The 14,208-nt window shown below is 69.1% G+C and carries 12 protein-coding genes; 3 read left to right on the top strand and 9 right to left on the bottom strand.

From position 1 onward, the window contains the following. Window positions 1-5: 5 nt before the first annotated feature. The 7 genes from OK345_RS15285 to OK345_RS15315 form a co-directional block, all read right to left on the bottom strand. Window positions 6-887 (bottom strand): carbohydrate ABC transporter permease, encoded by an 882-nt coding sequence (locus OK345_RS15285; protein WP_265128866.1) that lies wholly within the window; start codon window positions 885-887, stop codon window positions 6-8. Continuing rightward, the gene (locus OK345_RS15290; RefSeq protein ID WP_265128867.1) at window positions 884-2,182 is read right to left on the bottom strand and encodes a sugar ABC transporter substrate-binding protein; all 1,299 of its coding nucleotides are present in this window, start codon (window positions 2,180-2,182) and stop codon (window positions 884-886) included. Before OK345_RS15290 ends, OK345_RS15285 begins: the two co-directional genes overlap by 4 nt. A 7-nt stretch (window positions 2,183-2,189) precedes the next feature. Further along, window positions 2,190-3,818, bottom strand: a complete 1,629-nt coding sequence (locus OK345_RS15295) for a glucoamylase family protein (protein WP_425510978.1) — start codon at window positions 3,816-3,818, stop codon at window positions 2,190-2,192. A 99-nt stretch (window positions 3,819-3,917) separates the two neighbouring features. Then, on the bottom strand, window positions 3,918-6,899 hold the full coding sequence (locus OK345_RS15300; protein ID WP_265128868.1) for a TonB-dependent receptor: 2,982 nt from the start codon (window positions 6,897-6,899) through the stop codon (window positions 3,918-3,920). 67 nt (window positions 6,900-6,966) lie between these two features. Further along, window positions 6,967-7,998: a LacI family DNA-binding transcriptional regulator gene (locus OK345_RS15305; protein ID WP_265128869.1), complete on the bottom strand. Its 1,032-nt coding sequence runs from the start codon at window positions 7,996-7,998 to the stop codon at window positions 6,967-6,969. A gap of 205 nt (window positions 7,999-8,203) precedes the next feature. Beyond that, a complete protein-coding gene (locus OK345_RS15310; protein WP_265128870.1) occupies window positions 8,204-8,467 on the bottom strand; it encodes a BolA family protein in 264 nt (87 codons plus the stop codon). Beyond that, window positions 8,464-8,763, bottom strand: a complete 300-nt coding sequence (locus tag OK345_RS15315; protein WP_265128883.1) for a YciI family protein — start codon at window positions 8,761-8,763, stop codon at window positions 8,464-8,466. The genes OK345_RS15310 and OK345_RS15315 overlap by 4 nt, the downstream gene beginning before the upstream one ends. Before the next feature lie 356 nt (window positions 8,764-9,119). Between OK345_RS15315 and OK345_RS15320 the strand changes: the two genes are divergently transcribed. From OK345_RS15320 to OK345_RS15330, 3 genes are read left to right on the top strand one after another with little or no spacing between them, the layout of a single operon-like run. Then, window positions 9,120-10,025, top strand: a complete 906-nt coding sequence (locus OK345_RS15320; RefSeq protein WP_265128871.1) for a segregation and condensation protein A — start codon at window positions 9,120-9,122, stop codon at window positions 10,023-10,025. 16 nt (window positions 10,026-10,041) lie between these two features. Beyond that, entirely contained in the window at window positions 10,042-10,926 is an 885-nt protein-coding gene (scpB, locus tag OK345_RS15325; protein WP_265128872.1) for an SMC-Scp complex subunit ScpB, read from the top strand. Next, window positions 10,919-12,493 (top strand): pseudouridine synthase, encoded by a 1,575-nt coding sequence (locus OK345_RS15330; RefSeq protein WP_265128873.1) that lies wholly within the window; start codon window positions 10,919-10,921, stop codon window positions 12,491-12,493. Before scpB ends, OK345_RS15330 begins: the two co-directional genes overlap by 8 nt. A 242-nt stretch (window positions 12,494-12,735) precedes the next feature. Here the strand turns inward: OK345_RS15330 and OK345_RS15335 are convergent, their stop codons facing one another. Together OK345_RS15335 and OK345_RS15340 are read right to left on the bottom strand one after the other, a co-directional pair. Further along, window positions 12,736-13,170 (bottom strand): hypothetical protein, encoded by a 435-nt coding sequence (locus OK345_RS15335; protein ID WP_265128874.1) that lies wholly within the window; start codon window positions 13,168-13,170, stop codon window positions 12,736-12,738. A gap of 93 nt (window positions 13,171-13,263) precedes the next feature. Continuing rightward, window positions 13,264-14,076 carry an amidohydrolase gene (locus tag OK345_RS15340; protein WP_265128875.1) on the bottom strand — a complete coding sequence of 271 codons (813 nt, stop codon included), beginning with the start codon at window positions 14,074-14,076 and terminating at the stop codon, window positions 13,264-13,266. Window positions 14,077-14,208 lie beyond the last annotated feature (132 nt).

Raw genomic sequence — 14,208 nt, forward strand, 5'->3', positions numbered from 1 at the left:
GGGACTCACAACAGTTCCTTCCTGCGCCCCAGGCGCAGCATCAGCGCGGTCACCGCCAGGATGATCAGGAACAACAGGAACGCCACCGCCGAGGCGCGCCCCAGGTTCCACCACTTGAAGCCTTCCTCGAACATGAAGTACAGCACGCTGACCGTGCTCTGCAGCGGGTCGCCGCGGGTCATCACGTAGGGCTCGGCGAACAGCTGGAAGTAGCCGGACACGGTGATCACCCCGACCACCAGCAGCACCGGCCCCAGCATCGGCAGGGTGATGTGCAGGAACTGCCGCCAGCGCGAGGCGCCGTCGATGCGCGCAGCCTCGTACAGGTCGCGCGGGATCGCCTGCAGCCCGGCCAGCAGGATCACCATGTTGTAGCCGAAGTTCTTCCACACCGCGAACAGCATGATGGTCGGCATCGCCCAGCGCGGGTCGCCCAGCCAGTCGACCGGGGCGATGCCCACCTGCGCCAGCGCCCAGTTCACCAGGCCGTAGCTGGTGTGGAACAGGTAGCGCCAGATCACCGCCACCGCCACCAGCGTGGTCACCACCGGCGCGAACAGCGCGGTGCGGAACAACGCCTTGAAACGCGCCACCGGCGCGTTGAGCAGCAGCGCCGCCCCCAGCGACACCGCGATCGACAGCGGCACCCCGACCACCACGAAGTACGTGGTGTTCCACAACGACTTCCAGAACATCGGCGTGCGCAGCAGGTCCAGGTAGTTGCCCAGCCCGGTGAAGCGCAGGTGCTGCGGGTCGGCCAGCGCGTACAGGTCGAAGTCGGTCAGGCTCAGCGCCAGCGCCGCCAGCACCGGCAGGCCGAAGAACACGCCGATGACGACCAGCGCCGGCCCGGCGAAGATCCAGCCGGCCAGTGCGCCCCGCTTCACCGCCCGGCTCCTTCTTGCGCGGCCGCCGCGGCGGCTTCCTGTTCGCGGATCCAGCGGCGCTTGGCCAGGATCGCGTCCACCCGCCGGTCGAGTTCATCCACCGCCGCGTCCTGGCCCAGGCCGCCGCGCACCACCTGCTCGGTGACGATGCGCATCTCCTGCACGATCCGCTCCCACTCCAGCACCTTCGGCGTGGGCCTGACCCGCTCCAGCTGGTCGCGGAACGCCGCCGCCAGCGGGTCGCCGGCCAGCGAGGGATGCTCCCAGGTACTGCGGCGCGGCGGCAGGTCGCCGATCAGCGCATGGAAGCGCTGCTGGATGTCCGGGCGCGACAGGAACTCCACCAGTTTCCAGGCCGCGTCCTTGTGCGGCGAGGAACGGAAGATCACCAGGCTGGTGCCGCCGGCGATACCGGCGCCCGGGCCGTCGGGGCCGGGCAGCGGCGCGGTACCCCACTGCCCCGCCAGTTCCGGCGGTTGGCGCCGGTTGAACTCGCGGATGTTCCAGGGCCCGGACAGGTAGAACGCGTTGAAGCCGCGGAAGAACTCGTCCCACACGTTGGAGATCTGGGTCTCGGACATCTTCGGCGCCCAGCCCTGCTCGAACATCCCGGCGTAGAACGCCAGCGCGCGGCGGAAGCCGGGGCTGCGGAAGTTGCCGCGGGTGTCGCCATCGCGCAGCAGCGGGTCGTCCTGCTGCAGCGCGAACGACAGCTGCTGCTCGAACTCGTTGATCGGCATCAGCACCGCGTAGCGGTCCGGCCCCTGCTGGCGCTTGATCGCCGCCATCATCGCCTGCCACTCGGCCCAGGTCCGCGGCGGCTGGTCGAAGCCGGCGCGCGCCAGCAGGTCCTTGCGGTAGAACAGCAGGCGGGTGTCGACGTACCACGGCACGCCCACCAGCTCGCCGTCGATCAGGTTGGTGTCCCAGATGCCGGGGAAATAGTCGTCGGCCCGCACCTCGGCCGAAGCGTCGACGTACGCCTGCAGCGGCGTGAGCGTCTGCAGCGTGGCGAACTCCGGGATCCAGGTGTTGCCCAGCTGGCAGAGGTCCGGCAGGCCATCGGCGGCGAACGCGGTGAGCAGCTTCTCGTGCGCGGCGGTCCACGGGATGTTCTGCACCTGCACGCGGATGCCGGGGTTCTGCTGCTCGAACTCGCGGATCAGCTCGGCCACCACCTCGGCCTCGCGGCCCATCGCCCAGAACCGCAGCGTCACCCCCTGCGGCTCGCGCGCGCAGCCGGCGGCCAGCAGCGCGAGCAGCAGCACCAGCAGGGCCCGGCAGCCGGCGGCCATCGCGCGCCTACTTGCCCTGCGAGGGCCGCGGCGCGGCGTTCTTCTGTTCCTGCGCGGCGGCGGCGCGCGATTCGGCGATGCCGGCGGCCCGCGCCGAGGCGGCCTTCTCGTCGCGCTGCGGCAACGGCGGCAGTTCGCCCTCCGGGGTCAGCCAGCCGCCGACGAAGCCGGCCCGCTCCAGCCCGGTGCGGATGTACTTGTTGCGCTTCATCACGTCCCAGACGAACTCGTTGCGGTAGTTGGCGATCATCGTCAGGATCGGCCCCTGGTCGATGCCGATGTAGTCGCTGGCCACCCAGCCGCGGTCGGGCACCAGCCGTCCGGTCTTCAGCGGGATGTCGTAGTTGAAGCTGGGGTTGAACGAGTCCAGGAAGCCGTAGCTGGAATACAGGAAATCGCCGTAGCGCCTGTGCATCTCCTGGGTGGCCGGGATCACCACCTCCGGCGCGAACACCAGCGAGGCGATGGCCGCGGTCGGGGCGATGGTGCCGTCGTCGAAGTTCTCGCGCAGGCCGGCGCCGCGCGCCGAATAGTGGCGGAACTGGCGCTGCTCGCCACGGTATTCCTGGGTGGTGTTCTGCGGGCCGTCGCCGGCGGTCAGGCCCCACACGTTCTCGCCGTAGTCCTTCCACTTCATCGGGTTGTCGATGGCGTAGTCGCGCTGGGCCAGGGTCGCGCGGCGGCTGTTGAGGAAGTAGTCGATGCCGCGCTCGCGCATGTACTGGTCCTGCAGGTCGCGGAAATCGATCCAGACATGGCTGTACTGGTGGCCGAACTGCGGCCCGAACGCCAGGTATTCCTGGCCCTGGAACACGCCCCAGTCGTTGTCGTAGGTGCGCGCCCACACCGTCCACGCGTCCGGGCTGACCGGGTGCGTGGGCGAGCCCAGGGCGAGGATGTACAGCATCATCGCCTCGTTGTAGCCCATCCAGTCGTGCTCGATGAAGCCGCTTTCCGGGAACCAGCCCATCGACACCAGCGGCGCGCGCCGCTGCAGCCAGTTCCAGTCCACGCGCCGGTACAGCACGTCGGCGATCTGGCGGATCTCCTTCTCGCGCGCGTCGTCGCCGTCGTAGTACGACTGCGCGAACAGCACGCCCATCAGCAGCAGCGCGGTGTCGACGCTGGAAAGCTCCACCCAGCTGTCGTAGCGGTGCCCCTGCTGCATGTCCAGGAAGTGGTAGTAGAAGCCCTTGTGGCCGGTCCTGCCGGTGCGCTGCGGCCCCATCGGCGCGTCGCGGAAGAACCGCAGCGTGGTCAGGGTGCGGTCCACCGCCTGGTTGCGGCTGACCCAGCCGTTCTCGATGCCGATCGGATAGGCGGTCAGCGCGAAGCCGATCGAGGCGATGCTGGCGAACGGCCGCGAGGGGTAGCGGTCCGGTGTCAGCCCGTTGACCTCGTTGGTGGTGTCCCAGAAGAACTGGAAGGTGCGCCGCTCGATGTCGTCGAACAACGGCGGCAGTTCCGGCTTCAACGGTCGCGGCGGCAGCTCGGCCTCCACCAGGATCACCTCCGGGCGCGGCTTCTCCGCCGCGGGCGGTTGCTGCTGCTGGCAGCCGGCGAGGAAGGCACCGGCCACGACGGCCAGCGGCAACAGCGGAACGTGGAGGAAGCGGCGGAGAGTCAAGGCGGATATCCGTGGAATCGGTTACATCCTGCCACGACCCGGGGTCGCGGAGGAATGCTCCATGCTGAACCTCCCGGCCACCCGCGCAAGGGTGGCCGGGCGCCGCACTTACCAATCAAGCCCGAAGGACAGCTTGAAGGTACGGGTCTGGTACTGGTCCCAGCTGTTGGTCACGCCGGTGTCCCAGTTCATGCCGTAGCTCCTCCAGTTGGTCCAGTCGAACACGTTGAGGATGTCGGCGCGGACCTTGAGCTTCAGGTCGCTGCCGGTATCCCACACCTTGGCGATCGACAGGTCGAACTGCTTGAAGCCCAGGGTGCCGTCCGGCTGGAAGCTGCGGATGGTGGTCGGGTTGCCGGGACCCGCATCGGCCGGCCGCACATCGTTCCAGCGCCGGACCGGGGTGGCCAGGGTCAGCTTGCCGGACAGGTTGAAGCCCCACGGCAGGTCGGTGAAACCGCTGACCACCAGGCGATGCTTCGGCGTCCAGGCGCCGCCATACCAGCCGCCGAGCGGGTAGTACCAGCCGTACTCGGGGTTCTCTTCGTGGATGTTCTGCTCGGCATCGGTGAAGGTGTAGGCGATGTTGAGGCTCCACGGGCTCTCGGCCGAATACGGCTTGTCGGCGCTGAACAGCAGCGAGTTGTTCTTCGACTCGATGCCGTTGATGCCCAGGATCAACCCACCCATGCCCGGCACGCCGCCGCCTTCCCAGGGGCTGCCGCTCGGATCGAAATAGGAGCCGTCGCCGCGGCGGTTGCCGCGCAGCAGCAGCAGGCCGTCCTTGTAGCGGATGTGCTGCAGGGTGAGCGAGGTGTTCCAGTCGTGCCCGGCGAACCGGACCGCGTTGCGGATGCCGAGGCTGAACTGGTCCGAATACGGCACCTTCAGGTCGTTGTCGAACATCCAGACCTCGCGCCCGGCCCAGTCGGAGGCGCCCTGCGCCATCAGGTAGTCGCGGTCCAGCAGCTGCGGAGTCCAGTCCACGCAGTCGGCGGCGGCGACGTCGCACGGATGGCCGGCGGTGTTGATGCGCAGCTGCCGGGTCGGGAAGGTGGCCTTGGTCTGCTCCAGCTGCAGGGTGTCGAACAGGTTGCGGTCGTAGGCGCGGCCGATGCCGCCGAACAGCACATGGCGCTCGTCGCCGCTGAGGTCGTAGGAGAAACCCAGGCGCGGCTGGAACGCGTCCTTGAACGCCTTGCGGTTGTTGCCGGTGCTGATGAAGCGGTTCACGTCGATGCCCCCCAGCGCCAGCGTCTGCGCATAGGTCTGCCCGGGCGCGGCGCCGGCCTGCGGATCCTGCATGGCCAGCGCATCGAGCACCTCCTGGCCGGTGCGGAAATCCATGTACGCCGGCGTCTTCTCGTAGTCCCAGCGCAGGCCCAGGTTGAGGGTCAGGCGCTCGGTCGCCTCCCAGTCGTCCTGGATGTAGATGCCGAACTGTTTGTTCTTCGAGGTGACCGTGCCGCCGCTGGTGCCGGCCACCGGGCTGCCGAACCGCACGAAATACGGGATGTCGCCGCCTTCGTTGATGTCGTAGTAGAACTGCGGGTTGTAGGGCTGCTGTTCGACGGTATTGAGCTCGACCTGCTTGTACTTCACGCCGAACTTGAGGGTGTGCCCTTCCCAGCCGAAGAACGTGGTGTCGTTCTGGAACGACCAGCCTTCCTGGCCCTTGTCCTGCAGGCCGCCGTTGCCGGCGCCCATGCGGAAGATCTGCGCGCCGTCGTTGGCGGTGCCGTCGGTGAGCACATAGCCGTTGCCGTAGTTGACCGGCGCCATGGTCCAGTACGCCTCTTCCCAGGTCAGGTGGGCATCGTTGAGCCAGTTCATGCTCGAGAACTGCCAGCGCAGGTCGTAGCGGTCCTCGGTCACGCCTATGTCGGTACCGTAGCTGTGCGCGCTCTGCCCGCCGACGTTGCCGATGTCGCTCTCCTCGCGGCGCTTGAAGCTCAGTTCGAGCAGGTTGGCGTCGGTGACCGACCAGCTCAGCTTGCCGAAGTACAGGTCTTCCTTGAACGGGCTGGCGATCGGCCGGAACTGGTCGGCCAGCTCCGGCGGCAGCTCCTCGATCAGGAAGCCCTGCCCCGGCTCCAGGTCCTGCGGCGTGTTGTATTCCTTGGCCTCGTAGCTGACGAAGAAATGCGCCTTGTCCTTGATGATCGGGCCGCCGAAGGCCGCGCCGTACTGCTTCTCCGAGGAGCGGATCTTCTCGCCGGCATCCTTCTCGCTCTCGCGCGCGGTGCGCCAGTCCTGGTTGGTGTAGTCCCAGAAGAACGAGCCGGAGAAATCGTTGGTGCCCGACTTGGTGACCGCGGTCACCGCCGCCGAGCTGATCTGGTCGTATTCGGCCTTGTAGTTGGAGGTGATGACCTTGTACTCGCCGATGGCCAGCTGCGGGAACGGATTGCCGCGGCTGGAGTCCTGGCCGGTGATGCCGCCCTTGATGACGTAGTTCTTCTGGCCGACGCCGTCGATGTAGACGTTGATGTTGTTGGCGCTCTGCGCGCCGGAACGCAGCTTGGTGGAGCCGTTGGCCGGGTTCTGCTCGAAGATCATGCCCGGCACGGTGTCGGCGAAGGCCAGGAAGTTGCGCGTGCCCTGCGGCAGCGCCTCGATCTGGCGCGGGGTCACGTAGGTGGCGATTTCCGAGGTCTTGGTCTCCACCGCCGCCTGCGCCGTCACCTGCACCGCATCCAGCGTGGTGGCCGCGCCGTCGGCCGCGGACTCGGCCACGCCGCCCACGCCCAGGTTCAGCGTCGCCACCTGGCCCACCTGCACGGTGATGTTCTGCGACGTGGTGCTGCCGCCGGAGCTGACGTCCACCCGGTAGGTGCCCGGCGGCAGGCCGGCCAGCGAATAGCCGCCGGAAGCGGTGCTCTGCACGCTGCGGGTCAGGCCGGTGGCCAGGTTGGTGGCGGTGACCCGGGTCTCGCTGGCCGGGGCCGAGTCCAGCATCACCTGGCCGCGGATGGTGGCGCCGGTGCTTTGCGCCATCGCCGGCGCGGCTCCCAGCAACAGGCAGCTGGCCAGCGCGCAGCTGAGCAGTCGGCGGGCCGGGCGGAGGCGGCGGTGGTCGGATGGCTTCATTCGGTTTCTCTCCCAGATGGTGGCGACCGCATGCGGTCGCCGGCATGTTTGCGACGGCAACCCGGCATCAATGGCCGGGGCGGGCCTTGTCCTGGACAGCGCTCGAATCGCGCGCGACCAGGGTCGGCACGAGGGTCTGGGCGAAGGTTTCTCCTTCGCCGGGTGTGTCGATGAGCTGCAACAGATGGGACATCGCCCGGCCGCCGAGTTCCGCGATACTCACCTGCATCGTCGTCAACGATGGGTGAACGAAGCGCGCCAGCGGGATGTCGTCGAAGCCCGCCAGGGCGATGTCGGCAGGCACCTGGATGCCAGCCTGGGCGAACGCGTACAGGCAGCCGAGCGCCATCATGTCGTTGGCCGCGAACACCGCATCGGGCAGCGGCGCGCTACCCAGCAGCGTCTTCCCGGCACGGTGGCCGGAGGTCTCGTCGAAGCCGCCCGGCAGTTCGATCGCCTGCGCCCCGTCGCCGAACGCGGCCATCGCATCGCGGAAGCCGCGCAGGCGTTCGTCGGCGTCGTGGTTCTGTTCCGGGCCGCGGATGAAGGCGATACGACGGTGGCCGATACCCAGCAGGTAGCGGGTCATCGCCATCGCGCCGGCGTGGTTGTCGATCCGCAGCAGCGGGTAGCGGCCATAGGCCAGCGGCGTGTTGATCAGCACCACCGGCAGCGCCGGCGGCAGGTTGTCGGTCAGGAAATCCGGGTTGCCGGCGTAGGGCGACAGCACCAGCAGGCCATCGACGCGGCCGCGCATGGCGCGCAGTGCCGCCCCCTGCTGCTCCTGGTCGCCGTGGTAGCTGGACACCAGCAGGTGCTGGCGGCGGCCACGGGCGACGCCGTCGATGCCGCGCATCAGTTCGGAGAAGAACTCCCCGTGCAGGTCCGGCAGCACCACGCCGATGGTCTGGGTATGACGGCTGCTGAGGCTGCGCGCGGCCGCGTGCGGGCTGTAGCGCAGCCGCTCGGCCACCGCCAGCACGTGCCGGCGCACGGGTTCGGCCACGTTGTGGTGGCCGTTGAGCGCCCGCGAGACGGTCGCCACGGATACATTGGCTTCGCGGGCGACATCCTTGATCGTGATCGCTGCCTTGGCCACCGCAATACTGCCCTGCCGGCCGGGTTGGGGCGGAATGTAATCGCTTCCACGACAGGGTGTAAACACTTCGCCAACCGTTCAGCGACTGCGGAATGTCCCGATTCGACCTGAACAGGACATCGAAGGGACAACGCATGTCCACTGCCAGTCACCGCAGCGCCGGGCAACCACCGCCCTCCAAGACCGCCATGCGCTGGGTGCCGGCTCAGGCCGGCGGCGGCTCGGCGCGGATCGACAGCGCGTGGATGTCGGTCTCCATCATCGTCCCCAGCGCGGCATAGACCGCACGGTGGCGGGCCAGCGGCAGCATCCCGGCAAAGGCCGGGCTGACGATCGTCACGTTGAAATGGCCGCGGCCGTCGCGCGCGCCGGCATGGCCGGCATGACGGTGGCTGTCGTCCTCCACTTCCAGCCGTTCCGGCGCGAAGGCGGCCTCCAGCGCCGCGCGGATGCGTTCGACCCGGCTCACGGCAGCACCTTGCGGAACGGCCGCACCTCGACCCGCGCGTACACGCCGGCCGCCACGTAGGGATCGTCCTGCGCCCAGTCCCGCGCGGCCTGCAGGTCGTCGAAACGGGCGATCACCACGCTGCCGCTGAATCCGGCCGGGCCCGGGTCCTCGGCGTCGATCGCCGGGCACGGCCCGGCCAGCAGCAGCCGGCCCTGCTCCTGCAGCGCCTGCAACCGCGCCAGATGCGCCGCCCTGGCGGCCTGCCGCGCGGCCAGCACCTGCTCCCCGTCATAGCCCTCGATCACGTACCACACAGCCGGCTCCGTCAGTCCCATGGATGAATCCCCGCCAATTCTAGCGCCGCAACGCTGGACACCGCCCGGTTCGGCGCATTACCCTTGGCAACATTGCACGCGGCCGGACTGTAGCGGCCCGTCGGCGCAAAGGTCCAAGCCCGCCCGACGACCGATCCGCAGCCCCCCCCTGCCGGACCGCGTAGACGACCTCCTCGTTTTCCGTTGCCGCGGCCTTGCGGCGCGCCTTGTTGTTGATGTGTGGAATCGCGCTGGCGAAGGCGCGGCGTGGCTCGCAATACCGAGGGCACAGGCACTTGCCGGACGGGAATCCGGAACGTGTACGGCTACTGCAATACCCGATGTCAACCTGACTGATGACTTCCGAACTCGCGCAGGACGCGAACCCGCCAACCCAGTCCCACTTTCCGCAGCAGCAGGAAATGCCGCTGGCGGTGGTGCATGGGCAGCCGGTGCTGCAGATCCCGCAGGACCTGTACATCCCGCCGGATGCGCTGGAAGTCATCCTCGACGCGTTCGAGGGCCCGCTCGACCTGCTGCTGTACCTGATCCGCCGGCAGAACCTGGACATCCTCGACATCCCGGTCGCCGAGATCACCAAGCAGTACGTCGAGTACATCGGGGTGATGCAGGAGCTGCGCTTCGAACTGGCGGCCGAGTACCTGGTGATGGCGGCGATCCTGGCCGAAGTGAAATCGCGGATGCTGCTGCCGCGTCCGCCGGCCGCGGAAGGCGAGGAAGCCGATCCGCGCGCCGAGCTGGTACGGCGGCTGCAGGAGTACGAACGTTTCAAGCAGGCGGCCGAGGACCTGGACGCCCTGCCCCGGCAGGACCGCGATACCGCGCCGGTACAGGCCTTCGTGCCGGACCGGGCCGCGATCAAGCTGCCGCCGCCGGTGGAGCTGAAGGAAATGCTGCTGGCGTTGCACGACGTGCTCAAGCGCGCCGAGCTGTTCAGCGGCCACGCCATCAAGCGCGAGGCGCTGAGCGTGCGCCAGCGCATGGGCGACGTGCTGGGCCGTCTGGAAGACGGCAGGTTCTACCGTTTCGAGACCCTGTTCACCGCCGAGGAAGGCAAGCTCGGCGTGCTGGTCACCTTCCTGGCCCTGCTGGAACTGGCCAAGGAGCAACTGCTGGACATCGTCCAGGAAGCACCGCTGGCGCCGATCTACGTCAAGTCGCTCGCCGCCGGCAACACCAACGAACCGCTGCAGTTCTCCAGCGAGTTCGACGACGGCGACGCCGCCAACGAATCCGACTGAGCAACCGACCCATCGCATGGATCAATCGCTGATCAACCGCATCGTCGAGGGCGCACTGCTGGCTTCCAGCCAGCCGCTGACCCTGGCGCAGCTGCACGGCCTGTTCCCCGAGGACGAGCCGGCGCCGCCGGGCAGTGTCGAGCGCGCACTGGAACAGCTGCGCGAGGCCTGCGCCGAACGCGGCGTGGAGCTGGTGGAAGTGGCCTCCGGCTTCCGCTACCAGGTCACCCACGAAGTGCACCCATGGGTGGCGCGGCTGTGGACCGAGCGCAAGACCCGCTATACCCGCGCCACCCTGGAAACCCTGGCGCTGATCGCCTACCGCCAGCCGATCACCCGCGGCGAGATCGAGCAGGTCCGCGGCGTGGCGGTCAGCAGCAACATCATCCAGGCGCTGGAAGAACGCGAGTGGATCCGCGTGGTCGGCCACCGCGACGTCCCCGGCCGGCCGGCGCTGTTCGGCACCACCAAGACGTTCCTGGACTACTTCGGGCTCAAGCGGCTGGACGAACTGCCGCCGCTGTCCGAACTGCGCGACCTGGGCGAACTGGAGCCGCAGCTGCCGCTGGACAGCGACGGCCAGCCGGCCGGCAGCATCACCGCCGGCGCGGCCACCCCGGACGATGCCGGCGACGGCGCCGCCAACGACGCGGCGGCCGCGGACGACACCGACGCCGGATCCGCGACACCCACCGATCCAGACACCGCGACGGCCGATGCCGACGCGGCCACCGATACCGCCCTTGATGGCGAACCCGAAGCTGCGCCGGGAGAGCGCGCGGCGGAAGTGAACGAAACCGAAGACAACGCCGTCGCGAAGACGACCGTGGCTGTTGACGAAGCCGATCCCGAACAAGAGGCCGACGCGGAAACCGCCGGCCGGAGCCAAACAGATGAGTGACACCCCCCGCAAGCTGTCGTTGAACAAGCTCTCGCTCAAGCGCGATGCCGCCGCCGAACAGCCCAAGCTCGAAGAACGCCTGCACAAGGTCCTGGCCCAGGCCGGCCTGGGTTCGCGCCGCGCGCTGGAACAGCGCATCGCCGACGGCCTGGTCAAGGTCAACGGCGAGGTCGCGCAGACCGGCATGTCGGTCCGCAGCGGCGACAGGATCGAACTGGACGGCCGCGGCTTCGTCGCCACCGCGCTGACCGATCCCTCGCGCGTGCTGATCTACAACAAGCCCGAAGGCGAAGTGACCACGCGCGAGGATCCCGAGGGCCGCCCGACCGTGTTCGAGGCGCTGCCGCCGCTCAAGGGCGCGCGCTGGATCGCCATCGGCCGCCTGGACATCAACACCACCGGCCTGCTGCTGGCCACCACCGACGGCGAGCTGGCCAACGCGATGATGCACCCGTCGTTCGAGATCGAACGCGAGTACGTGGTGCGCGTGCGGGCGCCGGAAGGCCAGGAGAAGGTGCCGGACAACCTCGTCGACCGCCTCGCCCGCGGCGTGGCGCTGGAGGATGGCCCGGCCAAGTTCGACGAGATCGAACGCATCGGCGGCACCGACTCGCACGACTGGTTCCGGGTGGTGGTCAAGGAAGGCCGCAACCGCGAAGTGCGCCGGCTGTGGGAATCGCAGGGTTGCCAGGTCAGCCGCCTCAAGCGCACCCGCTACGGCAAGGTCTCGCTGCCGCGCGAACTGCTGCGCGGGCAGTCGGTGGAGCTGCCCAGCGCCCAGGTCGAGGCGCTGCGCGCCGAGCTCAAGCTCGAACAGGGCGCACCGTCGGCGTTGACCCTGCAGCCGGTGATCGGCCAGCGCAAGGCCGCCAAGACCACCGTGCGCGTGTCGCGCGACGGCGGCCGCGGCAACGCCTACGTCAACGGCCACAGCACCGCCGACGAAGGCCGCGAGCTGCGCCGCTTCGACAACGTGCGCGAGGACCGCGGCCGTGGTCGCGGCAAGGGCGGCTTCAAGGGCGGCCTGACCGTCAGCGGCGAAGCCGCCGCCAAGCAGTCGCAGAAGCCGTTCAAGCAGCGCACGCCCAAGGGGCCGAAGCCGCTGCCGGACGGCAACCCGGCCGCGTTCCGCACCTGGTACGTGCCCGATGGCGTCAGCACCGGCCCCAGCGGCCACCGCAACGCCGGTCCCGGTGGCCGTGGCGGCCAGGGCGCCGGCCAGGGCCGCCCCTATGGCAAGCCGAAGGGTCCGGGTGCCGGCGGCCAGGGTCGTCCCGGCGCGGCCGGTGGCGCCGGCCGCGGCGCGGCTGGCGGCCAGGCGCAGGGCCAGCGCAAGCACCCCTACGGTCACCCGGGCAATGCCCCGAGCTTTCCGTCCGACCATGCCAACCCGGGCTTCAGCCCCTATGGCAGCGCAAAGCCGGCACGCGCAGGCAATGCGCCGGGCCGCGGTCCGGGCGGGCGCCCCGGCGGTGCTCCGCGTCCCGGCGGCAACCGCCCGCAGGGCGCTGGCCGGCCGGGCGGCAACCGTCCCGGCGGCGGCTCGCGCGGCCCGCGCGGCGCCTGACCGACGCACGCGGCACGCGATGCCCTGAACGCAGAACGCCCCCGCTAGCGGGGGCGTTTCTTTTTGGTTCTTTGCCCCACCGCGGGGAAGAACGGACACCCGGGTCTGGCCGGAAAGCCCGCGACTGACGTCGCTCCTACAGACAGCGGGAATATTGCAGGAGCGACGTCAATCGCGGGCTTTTCGATCATTCCCGGCAGATGCCGGACACGCGGCTCCAGCGCGGAAACCGCCGCGGCCACTCAGCGCCGCGACAGCACGAACTTGCCGAACCCCACGCCCAGGCTCCAGCCCTCGCCGGTGCCGGCCAGTGCCAGCGAGATGTCGCCCTTGGTCATCACCTGCGCATTGCTGGCCTTGACCGCGCTGGCGTGGGCCTCGGCCGCGGCATAGGTGCCGAGCAGGTCGTTGACCGAATAGGCGCCGCTGAAGTGGCCCTTGCCGTCGGTGATCCGGGTCTTGCCCACGGTGAGCCCGCCGCCCTTGGCGACGATCTTCACCGGGATCCGCGTGCCGTTGTCGCAGCGGATGATGCCGGTGCCTTCGGCGGTCTTGTAGAAGGCCGACCAGCCGGTCAGGTTGTAGTGCAGTTCGCAGCCGATGTTGCCCGCCGCCTGCGCGGCCGGGGCGAATGCGGCGGTGGCCAGCAGCATCAGGGCTCCAGACAGGATCTTCATCGTTCTCGGCTCGCGGTTGCGGAAACTGTCGGCGAATCTAGCAGTCGCCGCGTTCGCCGCGCATGAGCCGGCGAACATCCGGCAAGTCCCGGTTCAGCGCACCGCCAGACCATCCAGGGCGAACGCATCGGCGTCGAGCATGGCCGGGAAGCGCTCGCGGTGCGCGGCCAGCGCCTCGGCGAAAATGCGGGTGGTCACCACCTGCTCGCGTTCGCGCACCTCCAGCTGCGGCTGGCCGAGGAAGTCGATCACCGCGCTGTCGCCGGCATAGTGCAGGCCGTTGCCGTCCACGCCGACGCGGTTGACCGCCGCCACGTAGCACAGGTTCTCGATGGCGCGCGCGCGCAGCAGGGTCTTCCACGGATAGGCGCGCGCCGACGGCCAGTTGGCGACGAAGATCTGCAGGTCGAAATCCATCTGCCCCGGGCGCTCCACGTCGAAGCGGTTGCGGCAGAACACCGGGAAGCGCAGGTCGTAGCAGACCTGCGGATTGATCCGCCAGCCCTTCCATTCCACGCACAGCCGCTCGCGGCCGGCGGCGTAGCGCTTGTGCTCGCCGGCGTAGCGGAACAGATGGCGCTTGTCGTAGTGCCGCAGTCCGCCGTCCGGGGTGGCCCACAACAGGCGGTTGTGGACGCCCTCGCCCACCCGCAGCTGCACGCTGCCGGTGACCGCCGCGCCCAGCCGCACGGCCTGCTCGCGGATCCAGGCCACGGTCGGGCCGTCCATGTCCTCGGCCTTGTCGATGGCGTCGTTGGAGAAGCCGCTGGTGAAGGTTTCCGGCAGGATCGCCAGATCCGTATAGCCGGCCAGCGGCGCCAGCAGCGCGGCGTAGTGCTCGCGGTTGCCGGCCGGGTCGTGCCAGCGGGTGTCGCCCTGGACGAGGGAGATGCGCAGGTCCTGCATGGGAATTCCTCGACTTGTCATTAGAACCTGTAGGAGCGACGTCAGTCGCGACGGGGACTTCCCGGCAATGCCCCGTCGCGACTGACGTCGCTCCTACAAGGGCATCTGGGCGCTAGAGATTCTTCAACCGCT

This window comes from Xanthomonas chitinilytica, assembly GCF_026107455.2.
Classification (GTDB): Bacteria; Pseudomonadota; Gammaproteobacteria; order Xanthomonadales; family Xanthomonadaceae; genus Stenotrophomonas; species Stenotrophomonas chitinilytica.

Bases quoted from the DNA above. Each gene is read 5' to 3' on its own strand.
- OK345_RS15320 (WP_265128871.1), top strand. From the start codon at position 9,120: ATGACTTCCGAACTCGCGCAGGACGCGAACCCGCCAACCCAGTCCCAC.
- OK345_RS15300 (WP_265128868.1), bottom strand. From the start codon at position 6,899: ATGAAGCCATCCGACCACCGCCGCCTCCGCCCGGCCCGCCGACTGCTC.
- OK345_RS15340 (WP_265128875.1), bottom strand. From the start codon at position 14,076: ATGCAGGACCTGCGCATCTCCCTCGTCCAGGGCGACACCCGCTGGCAC.
- scpB (WP_265128872.1), top strand. From the start codon at position 10,042: ATGGATCAATCGCTGATCAACCGCATCGTCGAGGGCGCACTGCTGGCT.
- OK345_RS15335 (WP_265128874.1), bottom strand. From the start codon at position 13,170: ATGAAGATCCTGTCTGGAGCCCTGATGCTGCTGGCCACCGCCGCATTC.
- OK345_RS15330 (WP_265128873.1), top strand. From the start codon at position 10,919: ATGAGTGACACCCCCCGCAAGCTGTCGTTGAACAAGCTCTCGCTCAAG.
- OK345_RS15290 (WP_265128867.1), bottom strand. From the start codon at position 2,182: ATGGCCGCCGGCTGCCGGGCCCTGCTGGTGCTGCTGCTCGCGCTGCTG.